The organism is Streptosporangium sp. NPDC001681 (genome assembly GCF_040298085.1).
Taxonomy (GTDB): Bacteria; Actinomycetota; Actinomycetes; order Streptosporangiales; family Streptosporangiaceae; genus Streptosporangium.
In genome coordinates this window covers 39923-60139 of the sequence record NZ_JBEOZN010000008.1, presented here as the reverse complement: position 1 = coordinate 60139, position 20217 = coordinate 39923, and the positions used below count along the sequence as shown (strand labels likewise).

General features: G+C 68.5%; 16 protein-coding genes. 6 read left to right on the top strand and 10 right to left on the bottom strand.

Going from position 1 to position 20217, the window contains the following annotated elements; translation table 11 throughout:
• Positions 1–2: 2 nt before the first annotated feature.
• From ABT130_RS05515 to ABT130_RS05505, 3 genes are all read left to right on the top strand, one after another.
• Complete coding sequence (locus tag ABT130_RS05515; RefSeq protein ID WP_350953087.1) at positions 3–872, top strand: alpha/beta fold hydrolase; 870 nt, start codon at positions 3–5, stop codon at positions 870–872.
• An 82-nt stretch (positions 873–954) separates the two neighbouring features.
• Positions 955–1941, top strand: coding sequence for a 3-carboxyethylcatechol 2,3-dioxygenase (locus tag ABT130_RS05510; protein ID WP_350953085.1), 987 nt, complete (start codon positions 955–957; stop codon positions 1939–1941).
• A 181-nt stretch (positions 1942–2122) separates the two neighbouring features.
• A complete protein-coding gene (locus tag ABT130_RS05505) occupies positions 2123–4051 on the top strand; it encodes a propionyl-CoA synthetase (protein ID WP_350953083.1) in 1929 nt (642 codons plus the stop codon).
• Between the two features lie 117 nt (positions 4052–4168).
• On the opposite strand, the gene ABT130_RS05500 is transcribed toward ABT130_RS05505, so the two are convergent.
• The 8 genes from ABT130_RS05500 to ABT130_RS05465 all read right to left on the bottom strand — a co-directional run bounded on the left by ABT130_RS05500 (position 4169) and on the right by ABT130_RS05465 (position 13387).
• Positions 4169–5176 carry an N-acetylglucosamine kinase gene (locus ABT130_RS05500; RefSeq protein ID WP_350953081.1) on the bottom strand — a complete coding sequence of 336 codons (1008 nt, stop codon included), beginning with the start codon at positions 5174–5176 and terminating at the stop codon, positions 4169–4171.
• A gap of 5 nt (positions 5177–5181) precedes the next feature.
• Positions 5182–6069 carry an alpha/beta hydrolase gene (locus ABT130_RS05495; RefSeq protein ID WP_350924065.1) on the bottom strand — a complete coding sequence of 296 codons (888 nt, stop codon included), beginning with the start codon at positions 6067–6069 and terminating at the stop codon, positions 5182–5184.
• Between the two features lie 68 nt (positions 6070–6137).
• Positions 6138–7532, bottom strand: a complete 1395-nt coding sequence (locus tag ABT130_RS05490) for an NAD(P)/FAD-dependent oxidoreductase (protein WP_350924291.1) — start codon at positions 7530–7532, stop codon at positions 6138–6140.
• 200 nt (positions 7533–7732) lie between these two features.
• Positions 7733–8569 carry an ABC transporter permease gene (locus tag ABT130_RS05485; protein ID WP_451934872.1) on the bottom strand — a complete coding sequence of 279 codons (837 nt, stop codon included), beginning with the start codon at positions 8567–8569 and terminating at the stop codon, positions 7733–7735.
• A gap of 46 nt (positions 8570–8615) precedes the next feature.
• A complete protein-coding gene (locus ABT130_RS05480) occupies positions 8616–9467 on the bottom strand; it encodes an ABC transporter permease (protein WP_350953079.1) in 852 nt (283 codons plus the stop codon).
• Between the two features lie 42 nt (positions 9468–9509).
• Positions 9510–10739: a polyamine ABC transporter substrate-binding protein gene (locus ABT130_RS05475; RefSeq protein WP_350953077.1), complete on the bottom strand. Its 1230-nt coding sequence runs from the start codon at positions 10737–10739 to the stop codon at positions 9510–9512.
• A 19-nt stretch (positions 10740–10758) separates the two neighbouring features.
• Positions 10759–11904 (bottom strand): ABC transporter ATP-binding protein, encoded by a 1146-nt coding sequence (locus ABT130_RS05470; RefSeq protein WP_350924059.1) that lies wholly within the window; start codon positions 11902–11904, stop codon positions 10759–10761.
• A 25-nt stretch (positions 11905–11929) separates the two neighbouring features.
• Positions 11930–13387 carry a gamma-aminobutyraldehyde dehydrogenase gene (locus ABT130_RS05465; RefSeq protein WP_350953075.1) on the bottom strand — a complete coding sequence of 486 codons (1458 nt, stop codon included), beginning with the start codon at positions 13385–13387 and terminating at the stop codon, positions 11930–11932.
• Between the two features lie 193 nt (positions 13388–13580).
• On the opposite strand from ABT130_RS05465, the gene ABT130_RS05460 reads away from it, so the two are divergent.
• Positions 13581–14075: an Lrp/AsnC family transcriptional regulator gene (locus ABT130_RS05460; RefSeq protein WP_030906137.1), complete on the top strand. Its 495-nt coding sequence runs from the start codon at positions 13581–13583 to the stop codon at positions 14073–14075.
• 4 nt (positions 14076–14079) lie between these two features.
• Here ABT130_RS05460 and ABT130_RS05455 read toward each other — a convergent pair whose 3' ends face one another.
• The gene (locus ABT130_RS05455) at positions 14080–14820 is read right to left on the bottom strand and encodes a DivIVA domain-containing protein (protein WP_350953073.1); all 741 of its coding nucleotides are present in this window, start codon (positions 14818–14820) and stop codon (positions 14080–14082) included.
• Between the two features lie 265 nt (positions 14821–15085).
• Entirely contained in the window at positions 15086–17845 is a 2760-nt protein-coding gene (locus tag ABT130_RS05450; RefSeq protein ID WP_350953072.1) for a glycosyl hydrolase family 95 catalytic domain-containing protein, read from the bottom strand.
• An 803-nt stretch (positions 17846–18648) separates the two neighbouring features.
• Here ABT130_RS05450 and ABT130_RS05445 point away from each other — a divergent pair.
• Both ABT130_RS05445 and ABT130_RS05440 read left to right on the top strand, forming a co-directional pair.
• Complete coding sequence (locus ABT130_RS05445; protein WP_350953070.1) at positions 18649–19467, top strand: ATP-binding cassette domain-containing protein; 819 nt, start codon at positions 18649–18651, stop codon at positions 19465–19467.
• Complete coding sequence (locus ABT130_RS05440) at positions 19464–20135, top strand: hypothetical protein (RefSeq protein WP_350953068.1); 672 nt, start codon at positions 19464–19466, stop codon at positions 20133–20135. The genes ABT130_RS05445 and ABT130_RS05440 overlap by 4 nt, the downstream gene beginning before the upstream one ends.
• Positions 20136–20217 lie beyond the last annotated feature (82 nt).

The window sequence follows — 20217 nt, the reverse complement described above, 5'->3', positions numbered from 1 at the left end:
GCATGAGCAACCGTTCATATCCGAGCGTCTGGTCCGACCTGCGGGAGGTGGAGTTCAGCCAGGGCTTCCTCCAGGCCGGCCCGTACCGCACTCGGTATCTGCGCGCCGGCGACGAGTCCAAGCCGACGCTGCTCATGCTGCACGGCATCACCGGCCACGCCGAGGCGTACGTGCGCAACCTGGCCGCGCACGGCGAGCACTTCAACACCTACGCCATCGACTTCATCGGGCACGGCTACAGCGCCAAGCCGCGGCACCCGCTGGAGATCGAGCACTACATCGACCAGCTCCAGCACGTGCTCGACACCCTGGGCGTGGAGAGGGCGTACCTCACCGGCGAGTCGCTCGGCGGGTGGGTCACCGCGAAGATGGCCGCGCACCACCCCGACCGGGTGGAGCGCATCGCGCTGAACACCATGGGCGGCACGATGGCCAACCCGCAGGTCATGGATCGCCTGTACACACTGTCCATGGCGGCCGCGAAGGACCCGAGCTGGGAGCGGGTCAAGGCCCGGCTGGAGTGGCTGATGGCGGACCCGGCGATGGTCACCGACGACCTCATTCGCACCCGCCAGGCCATCTTCGAGCAGCCCGACTGGCTGGCCGCCTGCACGGCGAACATGGCCCTGCAGGACCTGGAGATCCGCAAGCGCAACATGGTCACCGATGAGGAGCTGGCGTCTATCAAAGCTCCCGCGCTGGTGCTGTGGACCACCAAGGACCCCTCTGGCCCGGTCGCCGAGGCCGAGCGCATCGCCTCTCTCATCCCCGGCTCGACCCTCGCCATCATGGACAACTGCGGGCACTGGCCGCAGTACGAGGACGCCGAGACCTTCAACCGGATCCACCTGGACTTCCTGCTCGGTCGCTAGCGGCCACCCGGTCTCCATGCGGCGACCTGCGCGTGGAGACCGGGTGGAGAACTCGAAGAGCTCAAGGAGAAGGAGAGGAACGATGACGCTCGCACTGGTGAACATGTCGCACAGTCCGCTACTGCAGTTCTCCGAGGCGTCGCGTGAAGTGCTCGACGATCTCGACGGGGCGTTCGGAGCCGCACGGCGGTTCGCGGCGGACTTCGACCCCGAGCTGATCGTCCTGTTCGCGCCGGACCACTACAACGGGTTCTTCTACGAACTCATGCCGCAGTTCTGCATCGGCTACCAGGCCACGGGTGTCGGGGACTACGACAGCGAGGCGGGCCCACTCGACGTGCCCACCGAGATCGCCCAGCGGCTCGCGGCGTCGGTGCTCGACGACGGCGTGGACTGCGCGATCTCGCTGAAGATGGAGGTCGACCACGGCGCCGTCCAGCCGCTGGAGATCCTCTTCGGCGGCATCACCGCGAAGCCGGTGATCCCCATCTTCGTCAACTCCGTGGCGCCGCCGTTCGCTCCGATGCGGCGGGTCGGCGCGTTCGGAAGGGCCGTGGGGAACTTCCTCAAGGATCTGGACGCCCGCGTGCTGGTCATCGGCTCCGGCGGGCTGTCCCACGACCCGCCGGTCCCACAGATCGCCACCGCCACCGAGGAACAGCGCAAGCTGCTCCTCAACGGCCGCCATCCGACCGCCGCCGCACGTGCCGCACGCCAGCAGCGTGTCATCGACGCAGCCAGGGCGTTCGCCAGGGGCGAGGCGAACATCCGGGACCTCAACCCGGAGTGGGACCGCGAGTTCATGTCCATCCTGTCCTCCGGGCAGCTCGACCGGCTCGACGACTGGACGGCGGAGGAGATGGCCGCCGAGGCCGGAAAGTCCTGCCACGAGGTCCGTACCTGGGTGGCCTCGCACAACGCGATGAAGGCGGGGGTCGGCGAGTACCGCTCGACGTTCTCCTACTACCGCCCGATCCCGGAACTGATCGCCGGCTTCGGCGTGACCACGGTCTTGCCGGCGGATCGGGAGCAGCGGGGCGGCGCCGGAGCGATGATCGAGAGCCGTTGATCGTCGGGAAGGGGATACTGCCGGAAGGAGCCCGCGCAAGAGCACCGACCTACGCGGATGACATTGTCGGCAGGGGCACGTCGGATTGGAAGCCCGCAGCTCCGGCCAGGGGTCACCCTCCGTACGCGAAGGTCGGAGGGGGGCCTCGACCGGGCACCCCCCAGGAGAGCATGATGGCCTGATGTCGTACGCTGACGCGTTTGCCCGCAGCATCACCGACCCGGAGGACTTCTGGGCCGAGGCCGCCGAGGCGGTCACCTGGAGCAGGCCCCCGCGCGAGGTGCTGGACTCCGGGGCGCCGCCCTTCTACCGGTGGTTCCCCGACGGGGAGCTGAACACCTGCCACAACGCGCTGGACCGGCACGTCGAGGCGGGCCACGGCGACCGGGTCGCGCTGATCTACGACAGCCCGGTGACCGGCACCGGCAGGCGCTACACCTACGCCGAGCTGCGCGACGAGGTCGCCAGGTTCGCCGGGGTGCTGCGCCACCTCGGGGTGGAGCAGGGCGACCGGGTGGTGATCTACATGCCGATGGTGCCCGAGGCGGTGATCGCCATGCTGGCGTGCGCGCGGCTGGGAGCCGTGCACTCGGTGGTGTTCGGCGGGTTCGCCCCCAAAGAGCTGGCGGCCAGGATCGACGACGCGCGCCCCAAGGTGGTCGTCTCGGCCTCCTGCGGGATCGAGCCCACCCGCGTGGTGCCGTACAAGCCCATGCTCGACGCCGCGCTCGACCTGGCCGGGCACCGGCCCGCGCACTGCGTGATCCTCCAGCGCGAGCAGGCACCGGCGGAGCTGGTGCCCGGGCGGGACGTCGACTGGGCCGGCACTGCGGCCGAACCCGCCGGGTGCGTGCCGGTGAAGGCGACCGACCCGCTCTACATCCTCTACACCAGCGGCACCACCGGGCTGCCGAAGGGCGTCGTACGCGACAACGGCGGGCACGCGGCGGCGCTGCTGTGGAGCATGGCCAACGTCTACGACATCGCGCCCGGCGATGTGTTCTGGGCGGCGTCCGACATCGGCTGGGTGGTCGGGCACTCCTACATCGTGTACGGGCCGCTGCTGCGGGGCGCCACGACGGTGCTGTACGAGGGCAAGCCGGTCGGCACCCCCGACGCGGGCGCGTTCTGGCGGGTGATCGCCGAGCACCGGGTGAACGCGCTGTTCACCGCGCCGACCGCGTTCCGCGCGATCAGGAAGACCGACCCGGAGGCGGCCCTGCTGCGCGGCCGTGACATCTCGTCGCTGCGGACGCTCTTCCTCGCCGGGGAGCGCCTGGACCCCGACACCTACCACTGGGCGGCGGAGAAGCTCGGCGTCCCGGTCGTCGACAACTGGTGGCAGACCGAGACCGGCTGGCCCGTCGCGGCCAACCTGCGCGGCCTGGAGCCCATGCCGATCAAGCCGGGCTCCCCCACCGTGCCCGTCCCCGGCTACGACGTGCGCGTGCTGCGGTCCTCGGGCGCCGAGTGCGCCGCCGGCGAGGAGGGGGCGATCTGCATCCGGCTCCCGCTCCCGCCCGGCACCCTCCCCACGCTCTGGCAGGACGACGAGCGCTATGTGAAGTCCTACCTGTCGGCCTTTCCCGGCTACTACCTGACCGGCGACGGCGGCTACCTCGACGAGGACGGCTACCTCTTCGTGATGGGCCGCACCGACGACGTGATCAACGTGGCCGGGCACCGGCTGTCGACGGGGTCCATGGAGGCGGTGCTGGCCGCGCACCCGGCGGTGGCCGAGTGCGCGGTGATCGGAGTCGCCGACGAGCTGAAGGGGCAGGTCCCGCGTGGCTTCGTGGTGCTGAAGAGCGGGGCGACGGTCGAGGTCGAGACCCTGCGGGCCGAGCTGATCCTGGCCGTCCGCGAGCAGGTGGGCGCGGTGGCGGCGCTGAAACAGGTGGACGTGGTCCCGGCGCTGCCGAAGACCAGGTCGGGGAAGATCCTGCGCAAGACCATGCGCGGCATCGCCGAGGGCGCCGACGAACCCGTCCCTTCGACCATCGAGGACCCGGCGGTGCTGGACGTGCTGCGACCCATCGTCGGGCGCGGCGCCACCGCCCCGGACGGCCGGGACGTCGATCCGCTCCGCTCGGGTTCCGGCGACGGCTGACAGGCCTGCCCCGGTTTTCAGGCCGGTACGGTCCGTTCCGGAAACGAGCCGGTCTCCTCTCCGGCGGCGAGGGGCGACCCGGCCGAGAGCGCGTTCGCTCCCGGCCGACCGCCGGGATCAGTCGCCGGAGACGATGCGGGCGTGCAGCCGCGCGGCGGTCGCCGGGTCCCAGCCGAACGCCTCCCGCCCGGCCAGCCACGCCGCCGCGCCCGCGCCGTCACCCGCCAGGACCGTCGCGGCCCCCAGCTTCTCCCGTACCGCGGGGCCGACAGGTCCCTCACCGGTCAGCACGCTCCCGGCCAGCACGATCGGGCTCGTCTCGCCCGTCGGGCGGACCTCGGCCACCGTCTCGCAGAGCAGCCGGGCAGCGGTGGAGGCGATCTCCAGGGCGACCGGGTCGCCCTCGGCCGCCGCCCGGCTGACGAGCGGGGCGAGCCTGGCCAGCTCCAGCGTGGGCCGCGACTGGGCGCGGACCACCAGCCTGATCGCCAGCTCGCGCAGCTCCTCCGCCGCCGCCGTCTCCCCGGCCCCGTCGCCCTGTCCAGCCGTTCTCCTCCCCTGCGGGAGCGGCTCGCCCTCCAGCAGGGCGTCGACGACGAGGCGGGTCAACGTCCCGCCCGCCTCCCCCCGGCTGAGGGCGTGGGCGGCGGCGCGGGCCGCCTGCCTGCCCAGCCAGAAGCCGGAGCCCTGGTCGCCCAGGAGCCAGCCGAGCCCGTCGGCGATCATCACGGGCTCGCCGTCCTCGATCCTGGCGGCGATCGCCCCGGTCCCGGCGATGAGCACGGTGCCGCGCGGCTCCGCCGTACCGGCGGCGAAGGCGATGCCCAGGTCGCCGGTGAGCCGGGGCCGGACGCGCAGGCCGGCCGAGGCCCACATGGGGTCGAACACCAGGCGGTCCAGCGCCCCGGCGCCCGCCATCCCGATGACCGCCCCCGCCACCAGGCCCGGGTCGGTCCCGTGCAGGGCCTGCCGCAGGGCCAGGCCGATGTTGGCGACGGCGACGGCGTTGCCGTGGGCCGCCGGGTTGCCGCCCCCGGCCACGCCGTATCCGGCCCGCCGGCCGTCGGCGTCGATCAGGAGCGCCCGTGAGGACGTACCGCCGACGTCCAGTCCGAGGACGTACATCGCGTTCAGAGGTACTCTCCGAAGAACGCGGCGACCGCCTCGACCGCCCGGGTGACGTGTGGCTCGGTGTCGTAGAGGTCGATATGGAGCCGGGTGTCCAGCCAGACGAGCCTCTTGGGATCGTCCATCCGCCGGTAGGCCTCCTCGGCGCCCTCGGGCGAACAGAAGCGGTCGACCACACCGTGCACGACAAGGCCCGGCTTGGGGGACAGGAAGTCGGCGCCCGTCATGTTGTCCAGGGTGATCAGCTCTCGGATCGAGGCCCGGGTCACCGTGTTGCTCCAGTGCGCCGAGGCGCCTCGGGAGGTGCCGTAGTAGGCGAACGGCTCGTCGCCCGGCATGGCCGCCTCCCCCTCCTCGGCCACCGCGGGCAGGTACTCCACCTCACCGCTCCTGTCCTGCCGCTCCAGCACCTCCGTGAAGGAGGCCAGCGCCCGCTGGTACCCGTCGGGCGACATCCCCGCGCGCATGCCGTAGGGGTTGTTGTACGCCCCCGCGACGCCCGCGAACGCCTTCACCCGGGGGTCGAACGCGGTGAACCTGAGCGCGTAGCCCGCGCCGAGGCAGATCCCGACCGCGCCGATCCTGCCGGCGTCCACCTCGGGCCGCGAGCGCAGCAGCGAGACCGCGGCCCGCAGGTCCTCCAGCTTGCCCTGCGCGTCCTCGTGGTTGCGCGGCTCGCCACCCGACTCGCCCCAGTTGCGGTGGTCGAACGCCAGCGTCACATATCCCGCTCCGGCCAGCCGGGACGCGTACAGGCCGGTGACCTGGTCCCGGGTTCCGGTGAACGGGCCGGTGAGGACCAGGGCGGGGTGCGGGCCCGGTGCCACCGGGACCCGCAGGTCGCCGGCGAGGGTGACCCCGCCGGCGGTGAACTTCACCTTTTCCGACATGGTGCAAGTCTGTACGGCCCGCGTGCCGGAAGCCAACGACCGTCCCCGGCCGGGGCCGGGGACAGTCCCTAGGAGTCGAACCCGAGGCCCATCCGGTCCAGGGTGCGCAACCAGAGGTTGCGGCGGCCCTGGTGCAGGTCTGCCTGGGCGATCGACCAGCGGGTCATCTGGATCCCGACCGAGCGGACCGGCTCGGGCGGGAACGGGACGGGCTTCTCCTTGACCATCCGCAGCTCGGTCCGCTCGGTCCGCGTCCCGGCGAGCAGGTCGAGCATGACGTTCGCCCCGAACCGGGTCGCGCCGACGCCCATACCGGTGTATCCGGCGGCGTAGGCCAGGCGCCCGCCGTGCGACCGGCCGTAGAAGGCGCTGAACCGGCTGCAGGTGTCGATGACCCCGCCCCACCTGTGGGTGAAGCGCAGCCCGGACAGCTGGGGGAAGGTGGTGGAGAAGTGTTCGGCCAGCTTGACGAAGGTCTCGTCACGCTGCTCGTACTCGGGCTTGATCATGCCGCCGTTGTAGTAGACCGCGTCGTAGCCGCCCCAGAGGATCCGGTTGTCCTCGGTCAGCCGGTAGTAGTGGAACTGGTTGGCCGCGTCCCCGACCCCCTGCCGGTTCTGCCAGCCCACCGAGGCCAGTTGGTCGGCGGAGAGCGGCTCGGTCATCAGCGCGTAGTCGTAGACCGGCACGAGGAGGTGCCTCAGCCGCCGCAGCAGCGGCTGGAACACCCCGGTGCCGAGCGCGACGTTGCGCGCCCTGACCAGGCCGTGCGGGGTGAGCAGGTCCAGGCTCGTCGGGGTGTCCTTCATGGTGCGTACCGGCGTGCGCTCATAGATGCGCACGCCCACCGAGAGGCAGGCCTCCCGAAGCCCCCAGGCCAGCCGGGCGGGGTCGAGCATGGCGCAGCCGTCGCGATCCCAGTGGCCGCCGATGTAGGTGGGCGAGTTCACCTCCGCCCGGATCTCTTCCGCGTCGAGGACGTCGAAGCGGGCGCCCAGCTCGCGGGCGATGTCGATACTCTGGTTCATCTCCTCCAGCTGCCACGGCTCGGTGGCCACGTGCAGCTCGCCGGTGCGCTCGTAGCCGCAGTCGATGCCGTACCTGGCTATGGCCTCGCCGATCTCGTCGAGGTTGTCGACACCGAGGCGTTCGAGCGTGGAGATCTCCTCGGGCCAGCGCTCCAGCCCGTTGGGGAGACCGTGGGTGAGCGTCGCCAGTGCGAAGCCACCGTTGCGACCGGAGGCCGCCCAGCCGACCCTCCGTCCCTCAAGCAGGACGACGTCGAGTGACGGGTCGCGTTCCTTTGCCATCAGGGCGGTCCAGAGCCCTGAGAATCCTCCGCCGACCACTGCCAGGTCGGCGCTCGTCTCACCGAAGAGCCGCGCCAGCGGCTCGGGTTTCGCCGGACTGTCGAGCCAGTACGGCTTGCGCTCCGCATCAGCAAGAGCCTTCAGCGGATCCACAAATCTCACTTCCCTACGTGAGTCAGGTTTTCTCTGTGTGTATCGCGTGGTCGTGAAGATCACGCGCGGGTTCCCCCCGCCTGAATCCGATCTCGCCTCCCTGTTCTGTGCCGTGGATGTTCTGTCATGGATGTCCTTGCGGGCATCCGGATACACCGAAGCCCCGCGCCACCCGGTGAGGGCACGGGGCTTGACGGCGGCTAGGTGCGGCGGCGCGCGTTGACCGTGTTGAACACGGCGATGGCGACGCCTACCGCGAATATAAGCGTCCCGAGGATGTTGACCTGAGGCGGCACCCCGATACGGGTGGCACCCCAGATCCACAGCGGGAACGTCTGGGTGGCACCGCTGGTGAACTGGGTGATCACGAAGTCGTCGATGGAGAGCGCGAAGGCCAGCAGCGCGCCGGAGACGACGCCGGGCAGGATCATCGGGAAGGTGACCCGCCAGAACGTCGTCCAGGTGGACGCGCCCAGGTCGCGCGCCGCCTCCTCGATCGACCGGTCGAGCCCGATCACCCGGGCGCGCACGGTGATCGCCACGAAGGAGAGCGAGAAGAGCACGTGCGCGATGACCACGGTCGCGAAGCCGGTCTGCACGCCGGCGCTGATGAACAGCGAGAGCAGCGAGGCGCCCATGACGAGTTCGGGCGAGGCGATCGCGGCGAACATCACCAGGTTGGTCGCGCCCTGCCCGCGGAAGCGGTAGCGGCCCAGGGCCAGGCCCATGAGCGTGCCGATCAGCGTCGTGATCACCGTGGCCAGCACGGCGATCTTGAGCGAGTTGATCACCGCTGTGACCAGCTCCGGATACTCGTCCAGGCGGCCCCACCACCTGAGGGTGAAGCCCTGCCAGGTCACGTTCGACTTGCTCTGGGTGTCGTTGAAGCCGAACACGATCATGACGGCGATCGGCAGGAACAGCCAGGCGATGATCAGCCAGACGTAGGCCCGGAGCAGCCGGTCACCCAGCCGCCTCGTGTTCAGCGGGGACCTCCGCCTGGTGGGCGCCTCGCCTCGGACAGCGGTTTCGCTGATGCTCACGGTCGCTCACCGTTCCTGCTCCTGCGGAGGGTGTCAGGGCTCATCGGGCCGCCGCCTCCAGGACGTTCTCGGTGCCGAGCGCCTTGGCGTAGGCGAAGATGCCGATCAGCATCGCCGCCATCAGCGTGAACGACAGCGCGGCGGCGGTCGGGTAGTCGTTGTTGACCAGGTACTCGGTCTGGATGATGTTGCCGATCATCGTGTTCTCCGGGCCGCCGAGGATGCCGGCGTTGACGTAGTCCGCGGTCATCGGGACGAACGTCATCAGCACCCCGGCGAACACGCCGGGCAGCGAGAGCGGCAGCACGATCTTGGTGAACGCCTCGCGCTTGGCCGCGTACAGGTCCTGGGCGGCCTCGACCACCTTGGGGTCCACCCGCTCCAGCGCGACGTAGATCGGCAGGATCATGAACGGCAGGTAGTTGTAGACCAGGCCGCCGATCACCGCGAACGTCGTCTGCAGCACGTGGAAGTCCTCGGGCAGCAGCCCTGCCGACTTGAGCGGCGAGAGCAGCATGCCGTCGTCGGCGAGCAGGAACCGCCAGGACACCGTGCGCAGCACGAACGAGACGAAGAACGGCAGCAGCACCAGCAGCAGGTAGGTGGACTTGCGGTTGCCGCCCTTGAACGCGATCCAGTAGGCCATCGGGTAGGCCAGCGCGATGGAGACGACGGTCGCGACCAGACCGTACCCGGCCGAGCGCAGGAACTGGGTCTTGTACTGCACCAGGGCGTCGCCGTACACCGAGAAGTTGAACGTCTGGGCGAACCCGTTGACCACGTCGCCCTCCTGGGTGGAGACCGAGGCCATGAAGACCATCGGCACCACCAGGAAGATCGCCAGCCAGAGTCCGCCGGGCAGGATGAGCAGATAGGGGGCGAGGCGTTTCACCGGCCGCTTGCCCCTTCCCGACTGGTTCGCTCTCTCATCGGCCTAACCCTGCGTGATCGGCTGGAAGATGTCCTCGAAGACCTTCTCCTCACCCGGGTTCAGCTTCTTGTACGACCGCAGCTTGGCCATGTCCGTCTCCGAGGGGAAGATCATCGGGCTCTCGGCGATCTGCTCCAGCGCGGCCTTCTCCTTGCCGGTGGCCTTGGCGGCGTCGGCGAGGACCAGGTCCTTGGCGGAGGAGACCGGCGTGATGTAGTTGATGGACTCGACCAGCATCGTGGCGATCTTCGGCTGGTAGACGTAGTCCATGAAGGTCAGCGCGTCGACCGGGTTCTGCGAGGTCTTCGGGATGCACAGGTTGTCCGTCCAGATCGTGCCGCCCTCCTCGGGCACCACGAACCTCAGGTCCTTGCCCTCGGCGACCTGCTGGAAGATGTCACCCGACCAGGCCATGGTGATCCAGATGTCTCCCCTGGCGAGGGCGTCGACGTAGTCGTTCTCGTAGTACTTGCGCACCAGACCCGCGTCGCGCTGCTGCTTGAGCTTCTCCCCCGCCTTCTTCCAGTCGGCCTCGGTCGACTTGTCAGGGTCGATGCCCAGGGCGAACATGCCGAAGTTGGCGACCTCCTGGGTGTCGAGCATCATGCCGACCTTGCCCTTGTACTTGGGGTTCCAGAGGTCGGCGATGCTCTTGACCTCCTCCACGTACTTGGGGTTGTAGGCGATGCCGGTCAGGCCGCCCGCCCACGGGACCGTGTGGGCGTTGTTCGGGTCCCAGGTGGGGTTCTTGACCACGGAGCTGGCGTTGGCGGCGAAGTTCGGCAGCTTAGAGTGGTCGAGCGGGACGAGGTAGCCCAGCGCGATGGCCTTGGACAGCTGCAGGCCGTTGGTCAGGACCATCAGGTCGTAGCCGATGTCGTTGTTGGCGGCGAGCAGCGGCTGGATCTTGCCGAAGAACGTGGGGATGTCCTGGATGGCCTCCGTGTAGGTCACCTTGATGCCGGTGTCGGCCTCGAACATCTCCAGGGACGGGTACCGCTTGCCGTCCTTGTCGATGTAGAGCGGCCAGTTGGCGAAGCGCAGCGTGCCGTTCTTCTTCTTGGAGCCCCAGTACTCGGCGACGGCGTCCTTCTGGGGCGCCTCCACCTTCTTGCCCTGCACGCCGCAGGCGGCGAGGGCCAGACCTGCGGCCGACATTCCCCCCAGGCGGAGGGCGTCACGGCGGGTGACGGAGCGGCTCTGCGTCATGCCACGCAGGAAGGCGGGGTTCATGCGGGAGTACATAGCGGACTCAACTTCCGATCGCGTACGAGTGGTGCGGCTGCCACGACAGCCAAACGGCGTCGCCACGCTCCGCCGTACTCGTGCTGTCGAGTGCGTTCTGCTGGAAGACGGTCACCTCTGCCCCCTGGGCCAGGCCGACCGTGTAGGAGTTGTAGAGCCCCAGGTAGACCACCTCGGAGACGACGCCTCGTACGACGCTGAGGTCTCCGGTGGGCTCCTCGGTGGAAATACTGATCTTCTCCGGGCGCACCGTGATCGCGATCGGTTCCCCGGCGGTGAACGATCCGCCTTCGGCGAGCACCTGGTCCTCATCGCCCAGCCTAAGCACCGCGAAACCGGACTGGAGGCGGTCGACGGTGCCGCTGAGCAGGTTGGACGTGCCGATGAATCCGGCCACGAAGGCGGTTGCCGGCCGCTCGTAGATCTCTCTCGGAGTGCCCAACTGCTCGACCATGCCATCGTTCATGACCGCGATGCGGTCACTCATGGTGAGCGCCTCGCTCTGGTCGTGGGTGACGTACACGAAGGTGATGCCGACCTCGCGCTGGATGCGCTTGAGCTCGATCTGCATGGCCTGGCGGAGCTTGAGGTCGAGGGCGCCGAGCGGCTCGTCCAGCAGGAGCGCGCGGGGGTTGTTGACCAGGGCCCGTGCCAGGGCGACCCGCTGCTGCTGGCCCCCGGACATCTCACGGGGGCGGCGCTTCTCGCGCCCGGTGAGATCGACGATCTCCAGGATCTCGCCGACGCGGCGCTTGATCTCGGCCTCGGCCACCTTCTTGCGCCGCAGGCCGAAGGCGACGTTCTCCCAGACGTTCATGTGCGGGAAGAGGGCGTACGACTGGAAGACCATGTTGACGTCGCGCTTGTTGGGGGGAACGTTGGTGACATCCTGGCCGTGCAGCCGCACGTTGCCCCGCGACGGATCCTCAAACCCGGCGATCATGCGCATGGTGGTGGTCTTGCCGCAGCCCGAGGGGCCGAGGAGGGAGAAGAACTCCCCCTCGGCGATCGTCAGGGTGACACCCTTGACCGCCTGGACGACCTCGCCGTGGGAGACATACTCCTTGACGACCCCATCGAGTTCGATCGCGGGCATTTGGGGCGAGCGGGAGGCGGCGTCGGCCGCCTCCGCACCCACCTGGATTTCGGTCATGCCAGGCTTATCCCTCTGTTCGCGGCTATTCGCCGATGTAATGCATGACGTGCTTGACGCGAAGGTAGTCGTGCAGGCCAAAAACGGACAAATCCTTGCCGTAACCGGAGTGCTTGAAGCCTCCGTGTGGCATTTCTGAGACGAATGGGATGTGAGTGTTGACCCAGACGACACCAAAGTCGAGACGGTTCGACACGCGCATCGCCCGGCCGTGGTCGGAGGTCCACACCGAGCCCGACAGGCCGTACCTGACGTCGTTGGCCTTGGCCACCGCGTCCGCCTCGTCGGAGAAGGTCTGGACCGTGATGACCGGCCCGAACACCTCGTTCTGCACCATCTCGTCGTCCTGCCGCAGGCCGTCGACGAGCGTGGGGGCGAAGAAGTAGCCCCGCTCGCCGATCCGGTTCCCGCCGGTCAGGACCTTGGCGTGGCCGGGGACCCGGTCGAGGAAGCCGGTGACGCGGGCCAGTTGCTCGGCGTTGTTGAGCGGGCCGTACAGGGCCTCCGTGTCGGAGAGGTCGCCCGTCACGGTGTTCGCCACCGCCTCGGTGAGCGCGGCGACGAACTCGTCGTGGACCTCCTCGTGGACCAGCACGCGGCAGGCCGCGGTGCAGTCCTGGCCGGCGTTGTACAGGCCCGCGGTGGCGATCGACTCGGCGGCGGCCTTGAGGTCCTTGACGTCGTCGAACACGATGACGGGCGCCTTGCCGCCCAGCTCCAGGTGGACCCGCTTGAGGTCCTCGGCGGCGCTCTTGGCCACGGCCATGCCGGCGCCGACGGAACCGGTGATCGCGACCATCGACGCGCTCGGGTGGCCGACGACCAGCGCGCCGGTCTCCCGGTCGCCGACGACGACGTTGAAGACACCCTTCGGCAGGACCTCGCCGAGGATCTCGGCCAGCTTGACCGTGGAGACGGGAGTGGTGTCGGAGGGCTTGAGCACGACGGTGTTACCCGCGGCGAGCGCCGGGGCGATCTTCCAGACCGCCATCATCATCGGGTAGTTCCACGGCGTCACCTGGCCCACCACGCCGATCGGCTCGTGCCTGATGACCGAGGTGTGCTCGGCCAGGAACTCACCGGAGGTCGGCCCCTCCAGCGTGCGGGCGGCGCCGGCGAAGAAGCGGAAGTGGTCGGCGGCGACCGGGGTCTCGTCCTCGGCCATCCGGGCGCGCGGCTTGCCGGTGTTGAGGCACTCGGCCTCGTTCAGCTCCTCGGCCCGCGCCTCGATCGCGTCGGCCACCTTCAGGAGCAGGTTGGCGCGCTCGCCCGGAGTGGCCTGACTCCACGACTCGAACGCGGCGGCAGCGGCGGCGTAGGCGGCGTCGACGTCCTCCTGTCCGGAGATGGGAGCACTAAGGTAGATCTCTCCGGTGCAGGGGTCGATGACGTCGGAGAACCGGCCGCTCCGGGCCTCCACGAGCTCACCGTTGACGTAGTTTCTCAGGCGGGGGAGCTCACTGGTCTCAACCGGGGTGGTCACCGTCGGCCTCCTATGGATCGGGGCTGAGTTGTCGCGACTCTTACAGAGCAAGAACCGTACGACAAGGGATTTCGTTGTTAAGATACCAAATTGCTACGAAATCGCTTGACAGATGGCCCGAAACTGACAGCATGTCGCATCGGAGCCGCAACACGCCGGAAACAGCCCCGCAATATGACGCCAGGGAGCGCGGATGACGACGCCGCCCAAGGTACGCCGTGACAACGACGCCAGGTCAGGCCCCGTCGTCCTCGACGAGATCTCCAAGCAGATCATCGAACAGCTGCAGGCGGACGGGCGCAAGCCCTATGCCGCCATCGGCAAGGCCGTGGGACTGTCCGAGGCCGCGGTACGCCAGCGGGTCCAGCGCCTGATCGACGCGGGGGTCATGCAGATCGTCGCGGTGACCGACCCGTTGACCCTGGGCTTCTCCCGCCAGGCCATGATCGGCATCAAGTGCGAGGGCGACCTGGAGATCGTGGCCAACGAACTGTCGGCCATAAAAGAGATCGACTACGTGGTGCTGACCGCCGGGTCGCTCGACATCATGGTCGAGGTCGTCTGCGAGAGCGACCAGCACCTCCTGGAGATCCTCGGCAAGATCCGGGCCATCCCCACGGTCCGCGCCACCGAGACCTTCGTCTACCTCAAGCTTCACAAGCAGACCTACTCCTGGGGCACCCGCTGACACCTCAACGGCCGAGGTGGGCCTCAAGGACGCCCGCCAGGTCGGCGAGGAACTCGTCGACCTCGCCGACCGCGTAGCCCGGCCTCAGCAGCACCGTGGCGAACCTCGCTCCGCGCACGTCATCGGGGGTGAGGGGCTGGTCGGTGGTGCCGCGCAGGGTGGCCACGATCCGGTCGAGGAAGGTGTCGACCTGGTCCTCGTTGTAGCCCATGCCGAGCCGTCCGGGTCTGAAGGCGGCCCGCTCGACCCGGACGGCGTGCTCCTCGATCTCATCGGCGCCGAGCGGTTCCGGCAGCCCGCCGGCCACCGGCTCCCACACGGCCCGGACGACGGCCGCCGGTTCCCGCTCGGCCGCTCCCGGATGCCGGGCGACCGCCGCCGGTTCCCGCTCGGCGGCCCCCGGATCCCGGAGCGGCGGTTCAGCGCGCTGTGCCCACTCCTGTTCCTGGGGCGCGGTCGGCCAGGGCGCGGGCTGCCGGCGCGCGGGAACGATCGGACGCCCGTCCGCCCCGGTGGGCCGGGTCTCGATCGCCACGATGAAGGCCTCCAGCGCGAAGTCGACGGCGATCTCGTGGTAGCCGCCGAGCTTCGTGCGGAAACGGGCCTCGCGGATCTCGTCCGCGGTGATCGGCTCCCCCTCCGGGGCGCCCCTGCCGAGGGTGCCCTCGATTCGGCGGACCAGCAGATCCACCTGATCGGGGTCATATCCCGTACGCACCCCGAGAACCCGTGGAAAGCGGTTCAACCCCGCATCCTTTCGCATCTCCCCGATTGGCCCTTTACCCGATGCATCCATTCTGAAGGGAGTCACCGGACAAAAGCGAGACGTCAGGGGCGGGCGCGGATCCGGGCGTTCCGGCGGGTGCCGAGCCCCGCGGAAACGGCCTCGGCACCCGGCGAGGTCGGATAACCCCGCGAGGACGACGGCAGCCGAGCCCGACAGACCGGGTAACCGGCGGGAATAGCGGAAACCGAGCCCACCGAACTCGGTTTCCGCAAAATCAGCTGATTTAGTTATTTATCAGGTCGAACTGCTCCCAGGGACCGACCGCGTCGCGGTTGGCGATCAGCGCCTGGGCTCCGCCGCCCTCGGCGCACACGAACTTGCCGTTGACCTGAGCCTTGAGGCTGACCGAGCCGTCCGGGTTGGTGCTGAGCTGGAAGGTCTCCCAAGGCCCGGCGGAGGGGCGGTTGGCGATCAGCGCCTGAGCTCCGGCGCCCTCGGCGGCCACGAACTGATTGTTGATCTTCGCCCGGAGAGCCACGTTGCCGTTGCCCAGATCGACGCGGTCGAACTGCTGCGCCGTCCCGTTGGACGTCCCGTTCGCGATCAGCGGCGAGCCGCTGGAGGCGGTGACGTAGAGACCGTTGGCCTTGGAACGCAGGCTGATCGTCCCGGTGCCGGTCGTACCCCCCGGGAGACCCAGGGTGGAGGCGGTGCCGCTCAGCGCCTTGACGCCCTGGTTGGCTGATCCGGTCAGCGTCGTCGAGGCGTAACCGCTCAGCGGCTTGGCGGTCCGCTCCACGACGTACACGGTGTTGGCGGCGGTGGCGAAGGAGACCTCGCCGGCGGAGACGGTGGTCAGGACGGCGTTGTCGGAGGCGCGGCGCACCCGGATCTGCTGGGTGCCCCAGGGGTTGACCACCGTGGCCTGCTTGCCGTGCAGGCTCCTGAGCCCGACGTACTTGATCTCCCCGGCCTCGCGCTCGGAGCTGACCTGGAAGCCGTCCTTGGCCAGGAGAGTGAACTTGCCGACGAAGGAGGAGTCGCCCGGCACCGCCGGGAACACCCTGATCTTGTCGTTGTAGCTCTGCATGAGCGACTCGTTCAGCGCCGACAGGTGCACGCCGAGATACTCGAAGACGCCGTTGGTGTTGGTGGTCATGCCGTTGGGGTGGTTCTGGTACTTCTGCAGCATCGTCTTCATGCCCTGGTAGGCCTGGTCACCGAGACCGAGACGGGCCGCCTGGACCGCGTCGTTGGACCAGACGTTGCCGTAGGGGAACGGCCGCTGGTTCCAGGTGTTCACCGCGGTCTGGTAGTCGGGGTAGCCGATGCCGGTGATGTTGTACGGCCAGATCAGCTCGGAGGCGACGTTCTCGTTGTTCCTCGTCTGTGAGATCGGCGGCTGGTGCGGCTGGTAGGCACCGTTGACCACGGAGTAGGCGGTCAGGTTGTTCAGGATGTTCTGCCAGTCGGCACGCAGGCCGCTGTCGAGACCGAGCTGCTGGCTGACCTGGATCGTCAGCGGGAAGATACTGCGCACCGCGGCCAGGTCGGTGATCGCGTTGCGGACGTTCCAGTACGTCTCGTGGGAGTTGGAGTTGGCCATGTAGTACTTGCCGGTCGGCCCGTCGAAGGACAGCAGGCCCTTGTAGAGCTTCGCGGTCTCCCGCATGTACGGGTACGCCACGTCCCGCAGGTAGTTCGCGTCGTTGGTGTAGCGGTACTGCAGGTACATGTTGTGGGCGGCCTGGTAGCCGGTCGTCAGGATGTTCTTGGTGTAGTCGCTGTTGATCGTGCCGCGCGCGTTGCCGTCCCAGCCCATGGTCTCGGGCACCCACAGGGCGTCGATCCCGTACCTCGTCGTCGTGTACGACTTCAGCGCGTTGTAATTACGGCTGTAGAGCCGGTTGAAGGTGTTCATCAGGTCGGTGTGGTTGGAGGCCAGGAAGGAGTTGTAGACGTCTCGCTGGTTCCAGTACCAGTAGGCGTTGCTCCACTTGGAGTTGTCCTGCGTGGCGCGGAAGACCCCGTTGATGAAGTGCAGCGGGTAGTCGCCGTAGCCGCCCGCGGCGATCATGTACGTGCTGAGGTAGTAGACGTTCTCCATGTAGTCCGCGTCGCGGGAGGAGTTGGAGTACTGGACGAACGACTTGGCCCAGAACGCGTGCCACCAGTTGCGGTAGTTGTTGAACGTGTTGGCGTAGCCGGTGTTCTTGACCGAGGTGAGCTGGCTGCGGGCCTGGGCGACCGAGTCTCGGTTGGGGGCGTTGATCCGGCTGGCGGCGGTGAACCAGATCGTGTAGCTGGAGGTGGGTGTGATGTTCAGCCGTACCCTCCTGCCGTCCACGACCTGGGTGGTGAAGTTCGCGCCCTCGACGGTGGCGGCCATGGTGTAGCCGAAGCCGCCTGCGTCGGTCTGGCCTCTGCTGAATCCGGCCACTCCGGCGTCGGAGAAGGTGGAGATCGTCCGCCAGGTGTTCAGGTCGGGCACGTCCGCGATGTTCTGGACGGTGGCCGGGTCCCACATGCTGAGGTCGAACGCCACGTTGGATATGCCGCCCCGGGTGTCCTCGACGTGGATGCCCATGACCTCGGAGTTCGGTGACCCCATCACGGTCACGGTCCGGTTGGAGTCGTACTTGGTGGTCAGCGTCCCGTCGTACAGCGACAGTCGCTGCTGGAAGGTCGTGTACCCGGTGTCCATGGCCGGGCTGGTGCTGAGGTTCGCCAGGCCCGCCGCGTAGGTCGACTGCGGCGACAGGTCCACCCCCGACACCTGCATCGTCAGCCCGTTCTGGTTCCAGGCCATGGCCCCGGTGCGGCCGTTGCCGACGGTCAGGCCCTGGATCGGGTTGGTGTTGGGGCGGTTGTAGACGATGTCGTGCTTCGACAGGTACGACCCGTAGTCGACCTTCAGAACCCCGGCCGTCTGGTCGAAGGCCGTGTCACCCGGTGCCGCCCACGCCGGCGCGGCCATGCCGACCGAGGCCAGGCATGTCACGAGGAACCACACGAGTAAGAGGCGTACTGGTTTTCTCGACATGATCTTCCTTAATCGCCACCGGGGACGGCGGCCACGCCGCCCCGCCTTGACCAAGCGCGCGACTCACCCACCTACGTGCCGGCGCCTCCGCCGGGTGAGAGCGGGTCGCTTGGGCGGGACGTTCCGGTGAGCGGGTGACGTGCTGCAGGGGAGCACTCCGGGAGTCAGTGAGCCGCCGCCGGCAATCGGCGACCGGCGGCGGCTCCTTGACTTCCCCGTAGGTGCAGATCCGTCACCAGGACGACTGCCATCACAAAGTGGACCCTTGCTTCACAGTTGGTAGATCGGACCTGTCAGCCGTAGTTAACATCGGATGTCTAGATACGTCAAGACGTGAAATATCCCCCTTGGATGGGAAAAGCTGGCCAGATACTCACAGCAAGTCGCCGACCAGGCCATACTTTGGCCACCTCGGCCAGAAATCACCGGGTGCCGCAAATAAATACATCCGATGTATCGAGATCATCGTGCGTGAATCGCACGTAACACCCACGACCTACTGCCACTTTCGCCGGCTCGCGGGAATCTTTTGGGGTCTCCGCCATCCAGCGGCTCGGCGCGGCAGGAGGCTTCACGACGGCCGCCACGGAGGACGCGGACGCAGGGCAGGCCGGTCACGACCTCCAGCGTGGAGAGCGGCAGCGCGCACGTCGGGGCGAACGCGGTGGACGGCAACCGCGGCCACCCGCTGAGGCAGCGCCTACGCAGACCCGCAGTGGATCACCGTTGACCCGGGCGCCACCCGCTCCATCAACCGGGTCCGGCGAATGATCGCGGTATGGTTGCGGCTTATGCGGCTCTCCATGCTGTCCTTCCGATACTCACGGCGCAGCCCCTGGATCCTGCGGGATGTCGAGCTCACGCTCCGTCCCGGCTCCGTCATCGAGGTCACCGGCCGCAACGGCGCAGGAAAGTCGACGCTGCTGCGGCTGATGGCGGGGTTCGTCCCCCCGTCCCGGGGCTCGATCACCGACCGGCCCGACGTCGTCGGCTACGCCCCCGACGTGTTCCCGGTGGACCAGCCGTTCACCGTCGCCGCCTACCTGACCCACATGTCCAGGATCCGGGGCATCTCCTCCACCTCCGCCGCCGGGGACCTGGCGGGACGGCTGAACGCGACCCACCTGCTGGACCAGCCGCTCGGCGACCTGTCCAAGGGCAGCGCGCAGAAGATCGGACTCATCCAGTCGCTGCTGGCCCCGCCGGACCTGCTGATCCTGGACGAGCCCTTCGCCGGGCTCGACGAGCAGACCCGCACCGAACTTCCCGTGATCATCGAAGAGATCGCCGCACGCGGCGGGACGGTCGTGGTCAGCGACCACCAGAAACAACTCCAGGACTTCCCCGGCGCCGAGCACTGGCTCGTCGCGGACGGCAACGTCACCATCGGCACCCACGAGCCCTCAGCGCTTTCCACACCCGGCCCCGACGCCCCCTCCCAGCCCGTTCTCTCCCCCCGAGACACCTACGAAGAACCGCGACCGCTTCCCCTGGTTCCCCGGGACGCCTCGGAAGGATCGTCCCGGCAGGTGGTCATCGAGGTGATCGTGGACGCCGGCGACGCCGACGAGGTGGAACAGAAGCTCCGCGCCGACGGCTACCTCACCAGGCGGTCATCATGATCCATCTCGCGCGTTTCAAACTCTCCGCCTACGCCCGATCGCACCGGCTGTTCCAGCCGATGATCGGGCTCCTGATGATGCTGGCCATCTTCTACTCCACGCTGACCCCGCCCGGCAAGGAGCTGTCCGCCTACGCCGACTCGGCCGGACTGCTGATCCTCGTCTTCGCCTGGGCAGCACGGGGACTGCTCGACACCGAGCCCCCGACGCAACGGCTGATCTCCATGACGGCGGCCGGACGGCCGGGCCGCGAGATCGGGGCCGGGCTGCTCGCCGCGCTGACGGTCAACCTCGGCATGGCGACGATCGCGATCGGGCTCCCGCTGATCCACGGCTTCGCCGCCATGCCCGCACCCGCCGACCTGGCAAGCGGTATCGCGCTGCACGTGCTCGGCGTGAGCGCCGGGACCGCGCTGGGCGCGCTGACCAGCCGGCCGATCCTGGCCTCCCCCGCGGTCTCGATGCTCGCCCTCTTCGGCGGCTACCTGGCCCTGCTGCTGATCAGCCTGACTCCCGTGGGCCGCCTCTCGGTGCCGATCATGCCCTGGATGCGCGCCGCCAACGACGGCCTGCTCGACACGGTCCTCCTCCCTATCTCCGCCGCCACCCTCTTCTGGACCGCCGCGAGCCTCGCCCTCTACGTGCGCCTCCGCCGCCTGAACCCCTGAACGACTACCGAGCTTCGACTCGTGGCGTTTGGCGGCATGCTTTTCTCGACGCTTGGTCCGGATAGGCCGTGACCGCATGCGT

What these genes read in the sequence shown, in the direction of transcription:
- ABT130_RS05495 (WP_350924065.1), bottom strand. Translation starts at nt 6,069, where the DNA reads ATGTCGGAAAAGGTGAAGTTCACCGCCGGCGGGGTCACCCTCGCCGGC.
- ABT130_RS05510 (WP_350953085.1), top strand. Translation starts at nt 955, where the DNA reads ATGACGCTCGCACTGGTGAACATGTCGCACAGTCCGCTACTGCAGTTC.
- ABT130_RS05460 (WP_030906137.1), top strand. Translation starts at nt 13,581, where the DNA reads ATGACGACGCCGCCCAAGGTACGCCGTGACAACGACGCCAGGTCAGGC.
- ABT130_RS05475 (WP_350953077.1), bottom strand. Translation starts at nt 10,739, where the DNA reads ATGAACCCCGCCTTCCTGCGTGGCATGACGCAGAGCCGCTCCGTCACC.
- ABT130_RS05505 (WP_350953083.1), top strand. Translation starts at nt 2,123, where the DNA reads ATGTCGTACGCTGACGCGTTTGCCCGCAGCATCACCGACCCGGAGGAC.
- ABT130_RS05450 (WP_350953072.1), bottom strand. Translation starts at nt 17,845, where the DNA reads ATGTCGAGAAAACCAGTACGCCTCTTACTCGTGTGGTTCCTCGTGACA.
- ABT130_RS05440 (WP_350953068.1), top strand. Translation starts at nt 19,464, where the DNA reads ATGATCCATCTCGCGCGTTTCAAACTCTCCGCCTACGCCCGATCGCAC.
- ABT130_RS05515 (WP_350953087.1), top strand. Translation starts at nt 3, where the DNA reads ATGAGCAACCGTTCATATCCGAGCGTCTGGTCCGACCTGCGGGAGGTG.
- ABT130_RS05470 (WP_350924059.1), bottom strand. Translation starts at nt 11,904, where the DNA reads ATGACCGAAATCCAGGTGGGTGCGGAGGCGGCCGACGCCGCCTCCCGC.
- ABT130_RS05500 (WP_350953081.1), bottom strand. Translation starts at nt 5,176, where the DNA reads ATGTACGTCCTCGGACTGGACGTCGGCGGTACGTCCTCACGGGCGCTC.
- ABT130_RS05445 (WP_350953070.1), top strand. Translation starts at nt 18,649, where the DNA reads ATGCTGTCCTTCCGATACTCACGGCGCAGCCCCTGGATCCTGCGGGAT.